Here is a 15184-nt window from a genome sequence, read left to right on the forward strand (position 1 = left end):
TATGAGTGTTATGGAATATTCCATCAAGGTTATATTTTCGATAGGTTGACCATAGCTCCTCAATCGATCTACAGCAAGGATTGCGATGCAATGATGGCCTTTCGCTTGACGCTAACCCCCGCTGTCGTAGACTCCGCACATCCGTCAGGGAGTAGCGGTTATGCAGCGTTTTCGCGGTTGGGTTATCGGATTGACCTTAATAACGTGTGCAGTTCAGGCGCAAACGCCCGGGCCAGACGATCCGCTGCTGGATCATCCGGGGACGGCGGCGGCCACCGCGAGCAGTGAGGCGCGGGGGGTGTTGCGGGCGCGCGATCAGGCGACGCTGGCCAGTGAGCTTTCCGGGCGGATTGTCGAGTTGCCGTTCAGCGAGGGCGAGTCGTTCAAGAAGGGCGATACGCTGGCGAAGTTCGATTGCTCTGCTTATCAAGCACAGCTCAATGCCGCACAAGCGGCCAGCCGGGGTGCCGGTGAAGAGCTGGCGCACAACAAACAGTTGGCTGCACTCAATTCCGTCGGGCGTTTCGAAGTGGCGCGGGCCGAGGCCAAGGTCAGCGAAACCCAGGCGCAATCCCAGGTGTATCAAGTGCAGGTCAAACGCTGCAGCGTGATTGCGCCGTTCGACGGGCAAGTGGTCGAGCGTAAAGTGCAGCGCTATGAGAGCGTACCAGCCGGCGCACCGCTGCTCGATGTAGTGGATAACCGCACTCTGGAAATTCATCTGCTGGTGCCGTCGCGCTGGATGGCCAGACTCAAGCCCGGCCAGACCTTCAGCTTCGTTCCCGATGAAACCGGCCAGCCGATCGACGCCACGGTCAAACGCCTCGGCGCGCGAATTGATGAGGGCAGCCAGACCCTGTTGCTGGTCGCAACACTCCCCGAAGCCAAAGGTTTGCTCGCTGGCATGAGCGGTACCGCGCGTTTCCCGGAGCTTAAGTGAACGCGCCGGTGAGCGGCGCCGCTGAACAGGTGTTCGCGCGGTTTCTCGACCTTGAACGGCAGACTCGCGCTGCCCGTGATGCCGCGCAACTGGCCTACAGCCTGGTCAATGACGGCCAGGCATTGTTTGGCTTTCGTCATGCCGCGTTATTGATCGCCGGCAAGGTGCACGCCGTGACGGGCGTCAGCGCGGTCGAGCCGAATGCGCCGTTCGTGGCGTTCGTCGAGCAGGCCGTGGCGCAGTTGTTCAAGCAGGATGTGTTGAAGCAGGCGCGAGTGATCGCGCCGCAGATGCTCAGCGAATCGATTCAGGCCGACTGGCGCAGTCTGTCCGCTGCGCAGGTGTTCTGGTTACCGCTGGTTGATCGTGACGCTCAGGTGTTTGGCGGTTTATGGCTGGCCCGCGATGTGCCGTGGAACCCTTCCGAACAAGTCCTGCTGTCGCAATTGGGCGACACCTACAGCCACGCTTGGCTGGCGCTGCAACCGCGTAAACCTTGGCGGCTGCGCTGGACCCGTAAACGTCAGGTGGCGTTGGTCGCGGTGTTGTTGCTCGGGCTGTTGATCCCGGTGCGTCAATCGGTGCTGGCCCCGGCCGAAGTGGTGCCACTGGGCGGGCGCGTGGTGGCGGCGCCGCTGGACGGGGTGATCGCCGAGTTTCGGGTCAAACCCAATCAAACGGTGAAAAACGGCGACGTGCTGGTGCGTTTCGAAAGCACCACGCTCAAGGCGCAGGCCGACGTTGCCGAGCGTGCGTTGGGTGTGGCCGAAGCTGAGCTGAAATCCAATTCCCAGCGCTCGTTTGCCGATGCCGAATCGAGTGCAAAAGTCGATTTGCTCGCCGCTCGCGTTGAACAGAAACGCGCCGAACGTGACTACGCCCGCGAGCTGCTCAAGCGCAGCGAAGTGCGCGCCGAACGTGACGGCATCGCGGTGTTCGCCGACGCCGAGCGTTTGACCGGCAAACCGGTACAGACCGGCGAGCGCCTGATGGAAATCGCCGATCCGAACCAGGCCGAACTGCGCATCGAACTGGCGGTGGGCGATGCGATCTCGTTGGAGCCTGGTGCCGAAGTGGCGTTGTTTCTCGACAGCGATCCGCTGAAGCGCCATCTCGCCACACTGGAACGCTCGGCGTACGAGGCGCAGCCGACGGCGGGCGGTCAACTGGCCTATCGGCTCGACGCCAATTTTACCGAGGCGCCGCCACGCATCGGTCTGCGCGGCACGGCGAAAATCTTCGGCGACCGCGCGCCGCTGGCGCTGTACCTGCTGCGCCGGCCTTTGGCCGGTTTGCGCCAGAGCGTGGGCCTCTAGATGAATCTGCCGAGCCTGCGTGCCGACCTGCAATTGTCGCCCGCGGCGCCGGCCCTGGACGGTTCGCCGCGCTGGACCCTCGCCGATCCGGTGCGCGGGCGTTACTTCAAGCTCGGCGCGGCGGCGATGCGTCTGCTGCGCCACTGGTCGCTGGGTGAGGCTGAGGAAGTCTTGCGCGCGGCCAATCGTGAGCCTGGCTTGCCGCTGGACGGCACGGAGCTTGAGCAGTTGCTGGCGTTTCTGCGCGGCCACGATTTGATCTCTGCGCTCGACGATCAACAGCGCGCCAGTTATCGACTCAAAGCATTGGCGCAAAAGCAAAGCCTGTGGCAAATCCTCCTGCATCAATACCTGTTTTTCCGCATACCGCTATGGCGCCCGGACGCGTTTCTCAATCGCGCCTGGCCGTGGCTTGCGCGCTTCGGCCCGCGCCTGCTGCGCTACGGGTTACCGGCGACGCTGGCGTTGGGTGTGTTTCTGGTCTCGCGCGACTGGCAGCGTTTTGTCGGGACGTTTCCGCACCTGTTCAGCCTCGGCGGCGCATTGGCGTTTGGCGTGGCGTTGTTCTTTGCCAAGCTCTGTCACGAATTCGGCCATGCGTTCATGGCCAAGCGCGCCGGGTGTCGAGTGCAGAGCATGGGCGTGGCGTTCATGGTCTTGCTGCCGATGTTCTACACCGATGTCAGCGACGCCTGGCGGGTCAATGATCGCCGTGCGCGATTGCTGATCGGTGCCGGCGGCGTGCTCGCGGAATTGCTGTTGGCGTGTATGGCGCTACTCGCATGGTCGTTGCTGCCAGATGGACCGGGGCGCACAGCGGCGTTCATGCTCGCCAGCGCCACGTGGATCACCACGCTGGTGGTCAACCTCAATCCGTTCATGCGTTTTGATGGTTATTTCTGATCAGTGATTTCTGGGAAGTCGACAACTTGCAGGGGCGCGCATTTGCCCTGTGCCGTTGGCGCCTGCGCGAGTTTTTGTTCGGTTATGGCGCCCCGGCGCCGGAGCCGTGGTCGCCGAAGATGCAACGGCGTTTGCTGATCTGGGGGTATGGCTCATGGTTGTGGCGTGCAGCGTTGTTTTTCGGGATTGCACTGGCGGTCTATCACCTGTTCTTCAAGGTGTTGGGGATCTTCCTGATGCTGGTGGAGCTGGTGTGGTTCATTTTTCTGCCGATCATGCGTGAGTGGCGCCAGTGGTGGAGCCGCCGCGAACAGGCGCACGGCCCGCGCGTGTTGCTCAGTGCGTTGGCGCTGCTCGGATTGTTGCTGGTGCTGGTCGTGCCGTGGCGCAGTTCGGTGGAATTGCCGACGATGCTTGAGGCCGGGCGCGCCAGTGCCCTGCATGCACCGACGTCGGCGCGGGTCAAAGCAGTGAACGTGACGGACGGGCAGAAAGTCGCTCAGGGCGATGTGCTGATCGAACTGGAGTCGCCGGATCTAGAATCGCGGCTGGCGATCGTGCGTCGGGAAATCCAGATCCAGCAGCTGTTGATGCGTCGTCAGGCCAGTCGCAGCGAAACCGCCGCCGACGCAGGCATTGTCGAGCAGCGATTGGCCGAAGCGGTCGCCGAATACCGCGGGCTGACGGCGCAACGCGAACGTTTGCTGCTGCGCGCACCGCAGGCCGGCAGCGTGCGTGATCTGCTGCCGAACATGACGGTCGGGCGCTGGTTGTCGACCCGCGATGCACTGGCCCGGGTCGTCGAAGACGGCGCGCGCCTGCGCGGTTATCTCGCCGAAGCCGAATTGTGGCGAGTCAAATCCGGGGCCAGTGGCCGCTTCATCGCCGATGACCCGATGCACCCGGCACTCGCCGTGCAATTGAATGAAATCGACACCAACGGCGTGGCCTACGTCGATCAGGAGGCGCTGACCTCCGATCACCACGGGCCGATTGCCGTGCGCCGCGATCAACAGCAGCGGGCCGAACCGGTGCAGGCGCAATACGGCGCGCGGCTCAGCGTGCTCGATACCGCGCCGACACCGCCGCAACCGTTGCGCGGTGTTGTGATTTTGCAGGGCAGCGGCGAGTCACTGCTCGGCGTAGCCTGGCGGCGAATGGCGGCGCTGGGGGTCAGGGAAAGCGGTTTCTAACGGAGAGCACGATGGCGGACAACGCAGCAGTGGCGGCAGATGGATTGGTGGTGCGGCCTTCGCGGGCAACCGACGCGCCGTTTTTGCAAAGCCTGTATCAGACGGCGCGGCCGGACCTGCAATGGATCGACGGTGAACAGGAGTGGGTGCAGCAAGTGGTCGCGCAGCAGTTTCAGGTGCAGGAGCAGGGCATGGGCGACAACTACCCCAACGCCATGCACTACGTGGTGGAAAAACTCGGCACGGCGATTGGCGCGTTGAGTACTGATTTCGGCGCCAACGAGATTCGCGTGTTGTACCTGGCGTTTATTCCGCAGGCGCGTGGCCAGGGCTTTGGGCGGGCGGTGCTGCAAGGCGTGCAGAAAGCCGCGCAGCAGATTCGCTGCCCGGTGGCGACGGTGGTCTGGACCAGCAATCCCCATGCGCGACGGCATTACCTCGCGCTGGGTTTCGCCGTAGAAGAACGCAACCCGGCGGCAGAGCGACTGGTCTGGTATCCCCATTAATCTCCGTGCAGGAGCCGCCGAAGGCTGCTCCTTCGGTTCGGGTCAGTTGAAGGTGATGTGGAAGTAAGCCAGCTCTGGCGGCCGCCCCATCGGTGGTACGCGCGACACGAAGATGCCGTCCACTCGCCCCAGTTCAGGCAACTCCAGTGCACATAAACCATCGACGAATTCAGTCGCTTCCAGGCTGCTCAGTTCGACGCTGAATGGCATGCGCTCGCTGTAACGCATTTGCGCCAGCGGTTTCTCTGCGAGTTCGCCGATATGGATTTGCAATGCGCTGCCATCGGGCAGATACAGGGTGCCGATCCGCCCGAGAAGGGCCTGGAAATGTTGGCTTTTAACCGATTGCAGCATGGTCTCGCTCCGGCAAAGTGGGGAGCCGGGGGAGGGTGATCCCCCGGTGGTCGATCAGTTACGCGAAGGGAAAATGCCGTTCAGCGCGATGCTGAAGTTGAGCACCAGATACGGGTTCATGATGGGCAGCGGCAAGCCGTTGCCAGTTGGCGAGATCGTGCCGCTGATGGTGGTGGCCGCGCCTTTGAGCGGAACGGGTGACGCGCCCTGAGCATCGGAAAAGATATTCGCCAGACCTGGTCCGGTCCCCGAAGCACCAATGTAGGCATTGGTCGCCGTCGGAGCGCCCAACGGGTTGCTTGCCGGGTTGGCCAGTTGCACGGTGGTGGTGGCGGTGAGGCCGGCGAGGGTGTGGGTGTGGTTCGGCAGGTTGTTGAGGGTGGCGGTGACTTGTTCGGCGCCGGAGATTTCTCCCATGACTCTCGGCGTCAGGCCCCCGCCATTGCCTTGGCAGATCGGCATGCGGCTCTGCAGGTTGGGCAGGCCGAAATTGACGGTGCCGTTGCCGCCGTAGGTGGTGCCGAGCAATGCAAACAGCGCCTGGTTCTGGTTGATTCCGATGATCTGACCGTTGCACAAGGCCCAGCCGCTGGGCGCGTAGTTGAAGGCAAACGTCAGAACAGTGCCCATGTAAACGTCCATAAAGTCCTTATCCTTCTGATTGGTTGTCGGCGGGCCGCTAGTGGGATCAGGCTGATGCTATTGCCTTGGCACTCCGTGGCCAGGTCACGCCACGCCAGAGCGTAGACGCGGATTGGCAAGGTTGCCGGGTGTCGTGAAGTCGCAAATCGGCATCGACGGTGCTCCTGCGCCTGACCTAGAGTGACTGGCAGGTTCTGGCTCATACAGGCGTGGTGTCGTGGCACGGCAAGAGGAAGCAATGGCGGTCAACAGAGTGACACCGGTGGGCGACACACAGGATCCGCATGCGACACCGGGGTCGTGGTTTGCCCGCTTGCGCGTGATCCGCTGGGCCAGGGAACACTGGCTGCTGCCGATCCTGCTCTTGGCCGCCGCTGTGCGTTTTTACGATCTGACCGCTGCGGCGATCTGGGGTGATGAAGGTTCCAGCCTGCTGCTGGCGCGCTATTCGTTGGCCGATATCTGGCGCCACGCCGCATTCGATGTGCACCCGCCGCTGTACTTCATGCTGCTGCATGGCTGGATTGAACTGTTCGGCGACGGCATTTTTGCCATCCGCAGCCTCAGCGCTCTGGCCGGAATCGCCGCGGTCGGCATGGGCATCTGGCTGGTGGATCGCTTGGCCACGCGCCGCGCGGCGATCCTCGCCGGGCTGCTGGTGGCGCTGTTGCCGACGGCGGTGCGCTACAGCCAGGAAGTGCGCATGTATTCGCTGCTCGGCCTGTTGTTGATCGCCGCGACGCTGGCGCTGGTCTACTGGATCCGCCGGCCGCAGCGTCATCGCTATCTGGTGATTTATGCGCTGTTGATGACGGCGGCGCTCTACACCCATTACTTCGCGGTGCTGGCGGCGCTGTGTCACTGGATTTATCTGACGGTGATTCGGTTTCAGCGCGGCTATCGCTTGCGACATATCCAGCGCCCGGGCTGGTGGCTGGCGAATCTGGCCATCGCGGCGGTGTACTTGCCGTGGCTACCCAACTTGCTTGATCTGACGCAGCACATGGAGCAGCTCAAGGTCGGTGGTGATGTCGGCTGGGAGGACCCGGTGACGCTGGCGTCGTTGCCGTCGATGATCTGGACATGGTTGATCCAGGATGACGGCGAACACTTGCCGTTGCTGGTGTTCGGCGCATTGCCGCTGGCGTTGCTGCTGCTGGCGGCGGTGGCGCTGCTGCGTGATCGCAGTGTGTCGCGCGGCAGTGTCCTGCTGGCGTTGTACACCGGCTTACCGCTGTTGCTGGTGTTTGCGGTGTCGTTCATCACGCCGGTATTCATCGAGCGCTATCTGACCGCCTACGCCTTGGGGTTGCCGCTGCTGGCGGCGCTGGCCATCGACCGTTTGTACAGCCGCGTGCGGGTCCTCGCGTTAGCGCTGCTGGTGGCGTTGCTCGGGGTGGAAATGGTTGGTCTGAATAACAACGCGGCGGTCGACAGCAGTGATCAGTTCGATCGCGTGGTGAACTACGTCAATCAGCATTTCCAGCCCGGTGATCGCATCATCACCAGCGACATGCTCTGGTACTTGAGTTACGTCTACTACGATCGCACCGACGCACAGGTGCGGCTGTACACGCCGCCGGCTGCAGATGGCCGCTCGACGCGGCCGAATCAATATGGTTTCGGTACGCTGGTCAGCGACGATGTCTACCTCGACAGCCTTGCCGAGATTTCTGGCAACGCGCGGATATGGCTGGTCGGCACCCAGGATGACCCGACAGAGTTTGCAGCGCTGCCCGCCACTTGGCAGATCAGCGCGCAAGTCCATGCGGGCGGGGCGCAAGCGCGGTTGATCACGCCGCAATCCGCAGCCAAATAGGTGCGGGGCGGACTAAAACGTTTCACCTTTAAATTCGCGATAAAAAATTAACTGGATAGTTCTTTTTGCTCTGATTTGATATCAAAACACTACTAGTCGCAGGGTGGTTGTTGGACTACGCTTTGTCGGACAAAGGGACTTTAGATCAGGGTGAAGGGATTGCAGCAGTTCCACTTTATCTCCGGCTTGCCGCGCTCAGGCTCCACCCTGCTTTCTGCGATTCTTCTGCAGAACCCGCGCTTTCACGCCGGCATGACCAGCCCGGTCGGATCGCTGTTCGCCAGTGTCCTCGAGCAATGCAGCGCCGGCAGCGAGTACGGTGCGGTGATCGACACCGACATGCGCCGTCGCCTGTTGCGCGGTCTGTTCGATTCCTTCTATGCCGACAAGGCCGACAAACCGGTGGTGTTCGACACCAACCGGCAGTGGAGCTCGCGTCTGCCGGCACTCAACGACCTGTTTCCTCACGCCAAAGTCATCGCCTGCGTGCGCAACGTCGCCTGGGTGATGGACAGTCTCGAACGGCTGTACCGCGCCAATCCCTTTGAAAACACCAAGCTGTTTGGCGATGCCGTCGAGCGCAACACGGTGTACAGCCGTTGCGAAACCCTGGCGCAGCGCAATCGCCTGGTGGGTTTTGCCTGGGCCGCGCTCAAGGAAGCCTATTACGGCGAGCATGCCGACTCATTGCTGATCATCGATTACGACCTGCTGACCCAAGCGCCGGAGCGCGTGTTGCGGCTGGTTTACGAGTTCATTGGCGAGCCCTGGTTTGAGCACGATTTCGAACATCTGGCCTATGACGCGCCGGAGTTCGACCAGGGCCTTGGCCTGGCTGGCCTGCACAAGGTCAAACCGAAAGTGGCCTTGCAGTCACGGCGCACCATTCTGCCGCCCGACCTGTTCAAGCAATACGCTGATTTGTCCTTTTGGCTCGATGGCTCAGCCAGCGCCGCCAATGTCATTCGTATGAAGTCCGACGCCGCGATCAGTTGATCGCGGCGTTTTTCATTGATGCCTTACGTACCTTCGTTCGAGTTCGGGTGAGCAACATGTGGTGGAGCATTTTTGGCGGTGCAAAAGTCAGGTCTCGGGCAACCGCAGGTCAGCGTTCGCTGGCCTCGCCGATGATCATGTCGCTGGAGCCGCGCATGCTGTTCGACGGCGCGGTGGCCGCCACCGTGGCCGATACCGCTGCGCAGGCCGACAGCCATGCGCCCACCGCGGCCGAGGCGGCCAAGGCGCCGGTGGCTGACCATCCCGTAGCGAGCAAAGACACCCACGGCCAGGCTGATGCCACACCGGCGGCCAGCCCGGTCGCGGTGCCCGGTCAGAGTGTGGTGTTCGTCGATTCGCGGGTGAAGGACGCCGACAGCCTGCTGCAAGGGATTGCTCCCGGCACGCAGGTAGTAAAACTCGACGCGACCAAGGACGGTTTGCAGCAGATCGCCGATTTTCTCGATCAACATCACGGCGTCAGCTCGGTGCAGATCATTGCCCACGGCAATGCCGGTGATTTGTGGCTGGGCAATAGTTATCTGTCGGCGGACAACGTCGCCCAGCGCAGCGCGGTCCTCGCGGAAATCGGCAAGGACATGAATGCTGGTGGCGACATTCTGATTTACGGCTGCTACACCGCCGAAGGTGATCGTGGCTTGAGTTTCGTCGACTCGCTGGCGCAGTTGACCGGACGTGATGTGGCCGCTTCGAACAATCGCACCGGTGTCGGCGGCGACTGGGATCTGGAGATCGCCACCGGCACCATCGAAAGCGCCAACGTGCTGTCGAGCAAAGCCATGAGCGAGTACCAGTGGGGCCTGGCCACCTGGACGGCGACCAACAACCTCAACTCGGGTGTCGGCTCCCTGCGCGCGGCGCTGGCTTCGGCGCAGAACGGCGACATTGTCACGTTCAGTTCCGGCATGACCGTGCAGCTTACTTCCGAGCTGCTGATCAACAAGAACATCACCGTCGATGGCGACCTGAACAACGACGGCGTGGCCGACGTGACCCTCGATGGTCAGTACAAAACCCGCGTGGTGGAAGTCACCTCCGGCAGCACCGTGACTCTCGACGGCCTGGTGATCACCAAAGGTCTGGTCGCCGGCAATGGTGGTAATGGCGGCTCAGCGGCGGCAGGCGCCATGGGCGGCGGCATTTTCAACGCCGGCATTCTTACCCTGAACAACGTCACCGTGACCGCGAACGCCGCTTCCGGCGGTGGCGGCGGCGGGGGGGTGACCGGCGGTTATGTCGGCGGTGGCGGTGGCGGCGGTGCGGGTATCGGCGGCCAGACCGGTGGCCATGGTGGTTCTTCCGGCCCGGCCACCGGCACCTATGCCGGCGGCGCAGGCAGTGCCAATGCCGGCGGTTATGGCGGTGGTTATAGCCCGACCGACATGGGCGGCCGAGGCGGCACCAGCACCGGTGGCGTGGGCGGCAATGGCGGCAGCGCCGGTGCCGGTTACAGTCATGGCGGCAATGGTGGTTCGGCCAGCAATGGCAGCCTGTCGATTGGCGGCGGCGGTGGTGGTTCCGGCTGGGACAAAGTCGGCGGTGTCGGCGGCAATGCGGCCGGCGGTATCTACAACGCTGCGAGCGGCACCCTGAAAGTCATCGGCACCTCGGTCATCAGCAACAACATTGCTGCCGGCGGCGGCGGTGGTGGTGGCGGTGGGGTCGGCAGCAACGGTGCCGATGGCGGTGCCGGCGGTCGCGGCGTCGGGGCTATCTGGAACAACGGCGGCGTGGTGCTGATCACCGCAAGCAACTTTGCCGCGATCAGCGGCAACGGCGCCGCCAGCGGTGGCGGTGGACTTTCCAACGGTGGTTCGACCGGCACGACGCCGAGCGCATTGGTGGGGATCTACAACAACGGCGGTACGCTCAACACCGCTTACGTGGAACCGCCGACCGCCACTGTCGTGGTCGCCGATCCGTCCTTGAGCATCGGTGAAACGTCCCTGGTGACCATCACCTTCAGCCGCGCCGTCAACGGTTTTACCAATGCCGACCTGACCATTGCCAACGGCACGTTGACCGCTGTATCCAGCGCCGACGGCGGTATCACCTGGACGGCGACGTTTACGCCGACCAACAACATCACCGACACCACCAACCTCATCACCCTCGATAACACCGGGGTGACGGCAGTCTCCGACAGCGTGGCAGGCGTCGGCACCACCAACTCGAACAATTACGCGATCGATACCCAGCGCCCGACTGCGACCATCGCCATGGCCGACACCGCGCTGAAAATCGGTGACACCTCACAGGTGACCATCACTTTCAGCGAAGCGGTGAGCGGGTTCACCAACGCCGACCTGACGATTGCCAACGGTACGCTGACCAATGTCTCCAGTGCCGACGGCGGCATTACCTGGACGGCGACCTTCACGCCGAGCAGCAGCATCAATGACGCGACCAACCTGATCACCCTGAACAACAGCGGTGTCGCGGATCTGGCCGGCAACGCCGGCAGCGGCACCACCGATTCAGCCAATTACGCCATCGACACCGTGCGACCGACAGCGACCATTGTCGTTGCCGACACCAATCTCGCGGCAGGCGAAACCTCTGTAGTGACCATCACCTTCAGCGAAGCGGTGAGCGGCTTCACCGCCGCCGACCTGACGGTGGCCAACGGCACCTTGACCGGACTGAGCAGCAGCGACGGCGGCATCACCTGGACCGCCACGCTGACGCCAACCACGAGCGTCACCGACGCGACCAACCTGATCACCCTGAACAACACCGGCGTCGCGGATCTGGCCGGCAACACCGGTACCGGCACCACCGATTCCAACAACTATGCGATCGATACGCTACGGCCGACGGCAACCATTGTGGTCGCCGACACTGCGCTGAAAATCGGCGAAACCTCGCTGGTGACCATCACCTTCAGCGAAGCGGTCAGCGGCTTCACCAACGCCGATCTGAGCATTGCCAACGGTACGTTGAGCGCAGTCAGCAGCGCTGATGGCGGCATCACCTGGACGGCCACTTTCACGCCGACCAGCAGCATCACCGACGCCACCAACCTGATCACGCTGAATAACAGCGGGGTCGCCGATCTGGCGGGCAATACCGGCGTCGGCACCACCGATTCCAACAATTACGCGGTCGACACCGTGCGGCCGACCGCCACCGTGGTGTTCGCGCAAAACACCTTGAAGATCGGCGACACCTCGCTGGTGACCATCACCTTCAGTGAAGCGGTGAGCGGTTTCACCAACGCCGACCTGACCATCGCCAACGGCACCCTGACGGCGGTCAGCAGTGCGGACGGCGGGATTACCTGGACGGCGACGTTTACGCCAAGCGCGAACATCACCGATGCCACCAATCTGGTGACACTGGACAACACCGGCGTCGCCGACCTGGCCGGCAACGCTGGCAGCGGCACCACCGACTCGAACAACTACAGCATTGATACCCAGCGGCCAACCGCAACCATCGTCATGGCCGATCCTGCCCTGAGCGCCGGCGAAACCTCGCTGGTGACCATTACCTTCAGCGAAGCGGTCAGCGGTTTCACCAACGCCGACCTGACCGTCCCCAACGGTACGCTCACGGCGGTCAGTAGTGCGGACGGCGGCATCACCTGGACGGCGACGTTCACGCCGAACGTGGCGATCAACGACAGCACCAACGTCATCACCCTGGCCAACGCCGGGATCGCTGACCTGGCCGGGAACGCCGGCACGGGCACGACCAACTCCGGCAACTTCACCATCAACACGGTGGCGCCAACCGCCACCATCGTCGTCGCGGACAACAGCCTGACCCTCGGCGAAACGTCGCTGGTGACCATCACCTTCAGCGAAGCCGTGAGCGGTTTCAACAACGCCGACCTGACGATTGCCAACGGCACGCTCAGCGCAGTGAGCAGCAGCGACGGCGGCATTACCTGGACGGCGACCTTCACCCCGACCAGCAACATCACCGACGCTACCAACCTGATCATCCTCGACAACAGTGGTGTGCAAAACGCTTCCGGCAACGCCGGCAATGGCACCACCAACTCGAACAACTACGCCATCGACACTCAGCGCCCGACCGCCACCATTGCACTCGCCGATTCGGCGTTGGGCGTCGGTCAGACCACCACCGTGACCATCACCTTCAGCGAGGCGGTGAGCGGTTTGACTCTGGCTGATCTGACCGTGGCCAACGGCACGCTCTCCGGGCTGAGCACCTCGGACAACATCACCTACACGGCGACGTTTACGCCGTCGGCGGGCATCACCGACACCAGCAATATCATCACTCTGGACAACACCGGCATCACTGACATAGCGGGCAATACCGGCAGCGGCACCACCGATTCGGCCAACTATGTCATCGATAGCCAGCGTCCGACCGCCACGATCGTTATCAGTGACACCGATCTGCGTCCCGGCGAAACTGCGCTCGTCACGATCACTTTCAGCGAGGCGGTCACGGGCTTCGACAATTCCGACCTGAGCGTTGCCAACGGCACGCTGAGCAACGTCTCGTCGAGCGACGGCGGCATCACCTGGACCGCCACGTTTACCCCGACCATTGGCCTCAGCGATGCCACTAACCTGATCGTGCTGAACAACGCGGGCATCAGCGATCTGGCGGGCAATGCCGGCATCGGCATCACCAACTCGGCCAACTACGCGGTGCAGACCGAAGTGCCGACGGCGACCATCGTCGTTGCGGACACCTCGCTCAAGGCCGGTGAAAATTCGACGGTGACCATCACCTTCAGTGAAGCGGTCAGCGGTTTCAGCAACGCTGACCTGACCATCGCCAACGGCACCCTGAGCAATGTGGCCTCCAGCGACGGCGGCATCACCTGGACCGCGACGTTTACGCCGACGGCCAACATCACCGACACCAGCAACCTGATCACCCTCGACAACAGCGGCGTGACCAACGCCTCCGGCAACAGCGGCGTCGGCACCACCGACTCGAACAATTTCGCTATCGACACAGCGTTGCCGACCGCGACCATTGTGGTCGCCGACAATCGTCTGGGCATTGGTGAAACCACCACGGTGACCATCACTTTCAGTGAAGCGGTCAGCGGTTTTGACCTGTCGGACATCAGCGTCGCCAACGGCACACTGGCGAATCTGACCAGCAGCGATGGCGGCATCACCTGGACCGCCACCCTGACGCCAACCGCCAACGTCAACGATGCGACCAACCTGATTATCGTCGACACCGCCGGCGTGCAGGATCTGGCCGGCAACCTTGGCGCCAGCATCGCCATCTCCAACAACTATGCACTCGACGCGATCCGGCCCACGGTGGATATCGTGGTCGCCAATCCGCACCTGGGTATCGGCCAGACCACCACGGTGACCTTCACTTTCAGCGAGGCGGTGAGCAATTTCGACTTGTCCGATCTGAGCGTGACCAACGGTGATCTCAGCAACCTGAGCAGCGGCGATGGCGGCAAGACCTGGACCGCGACGTTCACGCCGACCGTCAATGTTACCGACCCAAGCAACTTCATTGCGCTGGACACCAGCAACGTCACCGACCTGGCCGGCAACGTCGGCAGCACAGTGGCGGTGTCGAACAACTATGCGCTGGACAGTGAGCGCCCGACGGCCACGGTGGTCATCGGCAACCCGAATCTGGGCATCGGCCAGACCTCGCAGGTGACCATCACCTTCAATGAGGCGGTCAGTGGTTTTGATCTGGCGGACATCAATGTCGGCAACGGCAGCCTGTCCAACCTGAGCAGCAGCGACGGCGGCAAAACCTGGACCGCGACCCTGACGCCGAATGCCAACGTCAACAGCGCCAGCAATGCCATCAGCGTCAACAGCGCCGGGGTCAGTGATCTGTCCGGCAACACTGGCAGCGGAATCAACAACTCGAACAACTACGCGATCAACACTGTGCCGCCAGTCGTTCCACCAACGCCGCCCACTGCGCCAACCAGTGTGGTGATTCCCGATCCACTGATTCGCAGCAGCGATCCGGTGGTGCCGCCACCGCCGCCGAACGTCCCGCTGCAACCGATCATTTTCACAGCGCCCACCGGCGATCTCGGTTCACCGCTGACCTTTGCACCCCTGTTCGAGCAACGGGTGATCGGCAATGGCATCCGTCCGTTGGGCGATATCTTCATGAACCACGGTGCCCTCAGCCCGAGCTTCATCGCGCAGGTGTTCAGCAGCAGCGACAGCGGCGGTGATGGCTCCGGCCACGGCTTCCTCGGCTTCGGCGGTGGTGATGGCGGCGTATTCGGTACGAGCACGCTGTCGAGCCTGTTCAACCAGAACAGCGGCGCCGAGCGCGATTCGCTGAACGCGTTTGGCAGTCACTCACTCAAGGCTGGCGACGTTTCTCAAGGCCTGCGTGGCGTATTTGGCGCGCCGACGCTGGGCCAGCAACTGCAACAACTCAAAGACAACGAACAGCACCGGGTCGACAACCTGGCGGCAGCACTGCAACAGGTCGGCATCAGCGAAATATCGGCCTGAAAAACCATAACTCAACACTGTGCGGGACCTAGGGGCGATCCA

The 15184-nt window shown here is 62.6% G+C and carries 8 protein-coding genes and 1 pseudogene; 7 read left to right on the top strand and 2 right to left on the bottom strand.

Annotated elements, in window-relative coordinates; all coding sequences use genetic code 11:
* Positions 1–160: 160 nt before the first annotated feature.
* The 4 genes and pseudogenes from ACWR1S_RS10390 (at position 161) to ACWR1S_RS10405 (ending at position 4858) form a co-directional block, all read left to right on the top strand.
* A complete protein-coding gene (locus ACWR1S_RS10390) occupies positions 161–940 on the top strand; it encodes an efflux RND transporter periplasmic adaptor subunit (protein WP_454563408.1) in 780 nt (259 codons plus the stop codon).
* Positions 937–2256 carry an efflux RND transporter periplasmic adaptor subunit gene (locus ACWR1S_RS10395; protein ID WP_454563409.1) on the top strand — a complete coding sequence of 440 codons (1320 nt, stop codon included), beginning with the start codon at positions 937–939 and terminating at the stop codon, positions 2254–2256. Before ACWR1S_RS10390 ends, ACWR1S_RS10395 begins: the two co-directional genes overlap by 4 nt.
* Positions 2257–4352 (top strand): annotated as a pseudogene (locus ACWR1S_RS10400) (biotin/lipoyl-binding protein).
* An 11-nt stretch (positions 4353–4363) separates the two neighbouring features.
* Positions 4364–4858, top strand: coding sequence for a GNAT family N-acetyltransferase (locus ACWR1S_RS10405; RefSeq protein ID WP_454563410.1), 495 nt, complete (start codon positions 4364–4366; stop codon positions 4856–4858).
* 42 nt (positions 4859–4900) lie between these two features.
* On the opposite strand, the gene ACWR1S_RS10410 is transcribed toward ACWR1S_RS10405, so the two are convergent.
* Together ACWR1S_RS10410 and ACWR1S_RS10415 are read right to left on the bottom strand one after the other, a co-directional pair.
* Positions 4901–5212 carry a DUF6916 family protein gene (locus ACWR1S_RS10410; RefSeq protein WP_064117422.1) on the bottom strand — a complete coding sequence of 104 codons (312 nt, stop codon included), beginning with the start codon at positions 5210–5212 and terminating at the stop codon, positions 4901–4903.
* Between the two features lie 54 nt (positions 5213–5266).
* A complete protein-coding gene (locus ACWR1S_RS10415) occupies positions 5267–5854 on the bottom strand; it encodes a phage tail protein (RefSeq protein ID WP_454563411.1) in 588 nt (195 codons plus the stop codon).
* Positions 5855–6092: 238 nt separating this feature from the next.
* On the opposite strand from ACWR1S_RS10415, the gene ACWR1S_RS10420 reads away from it, so the two are divergent.
* The 3 genes from ACWR1S_RS10420 to ACWR1S_RS10430 all read left to right on the top strand — a co-directional run bounded on the left by ACWR1S_RS10420 (position 6093) and on the right by ACWR1S_RS10430 (position 15142).
* Positions 6093–7673, top strand: a complete 1581-nt coding sequence (locus ACWR1S_RS10420) for a glycosyltransferase family 39 protein (protein ID WP_454563412.1) — start codon at positions 6093–6095, stop codon at positions 7671–7673.
* Between the two features lie 150 nt (positions 7674–7823).
* A complete protein-coding gene (locus ACWR1S_RS10425; protein WP_454563413.1) occupies positions 7824–8669 on the top strand; it encodes a sulfotransferase family protein in 846 nt (281 codons plus the stop codon).
* A 56-nt stretch (positions 8670–8725) separates the two neighbouring features.
* Entirely contained in the window at positions 8726–15142 is a 6417-nt protein-coding gene (locus ACWR1S_RS10430; RefSeq protein ID WP_454563414.1) for an Ig-like domain-containing protein, read from the top strand.
* Positions 15143–15184 lie beyond the last annotated feature (42 nt).

The sequence above is a fragment of the Pseudomonas sp. AIG genome, from assembly GCF_977020205.1.

Bases quoted from the DNA above. Each gene is read 5' to 3' on its own strand.
- ACWR1S_RS10390 (WP_454563408.1), top strand. From the start codon at position 161: ATGCAGCGTTTTCGCGGTTGGGTTATCGGATTGACCTTAATAACGTGT.
- ACWR1S_RS10405 (WP_454563410.1), top strand. From the start codon at position 4,364: ATGGCGGACAACGCAGCAGTGGCGGCAGATGGATTGGTGGTGCGGCCT.
- ACWR1S_RS10410 (WP_064117422.1), bottom strand. From the start codon at position 5,212: ATGCTGCAATCGGTTAAAAGCCAACATTTCCAGGCCCTTCTCGGGCGG.
- ACWR1S_RS10415 (WP_454563411.1), bottom strand. From the start codon at position 5,854: ATGGACGTTTACATGGGCACTGTTCTGACGTTTGCCTTCAACTACGCG.
- ACWR1S_RS10420 (WP_454563412.1), top strand. From the start codon at position 6,093: ATGGCGGTCAACAGAGTGACACCGGTGGGCGACACACAGGATCCGCAT.
- ACWR1S_RS10430 (WP_454563414.1), top strand. From the start codon at position 8,726: ATGTGGTGGAGCATTTTTGGCGGTGCAAAAGTCAGGTCTCGGGCAACC.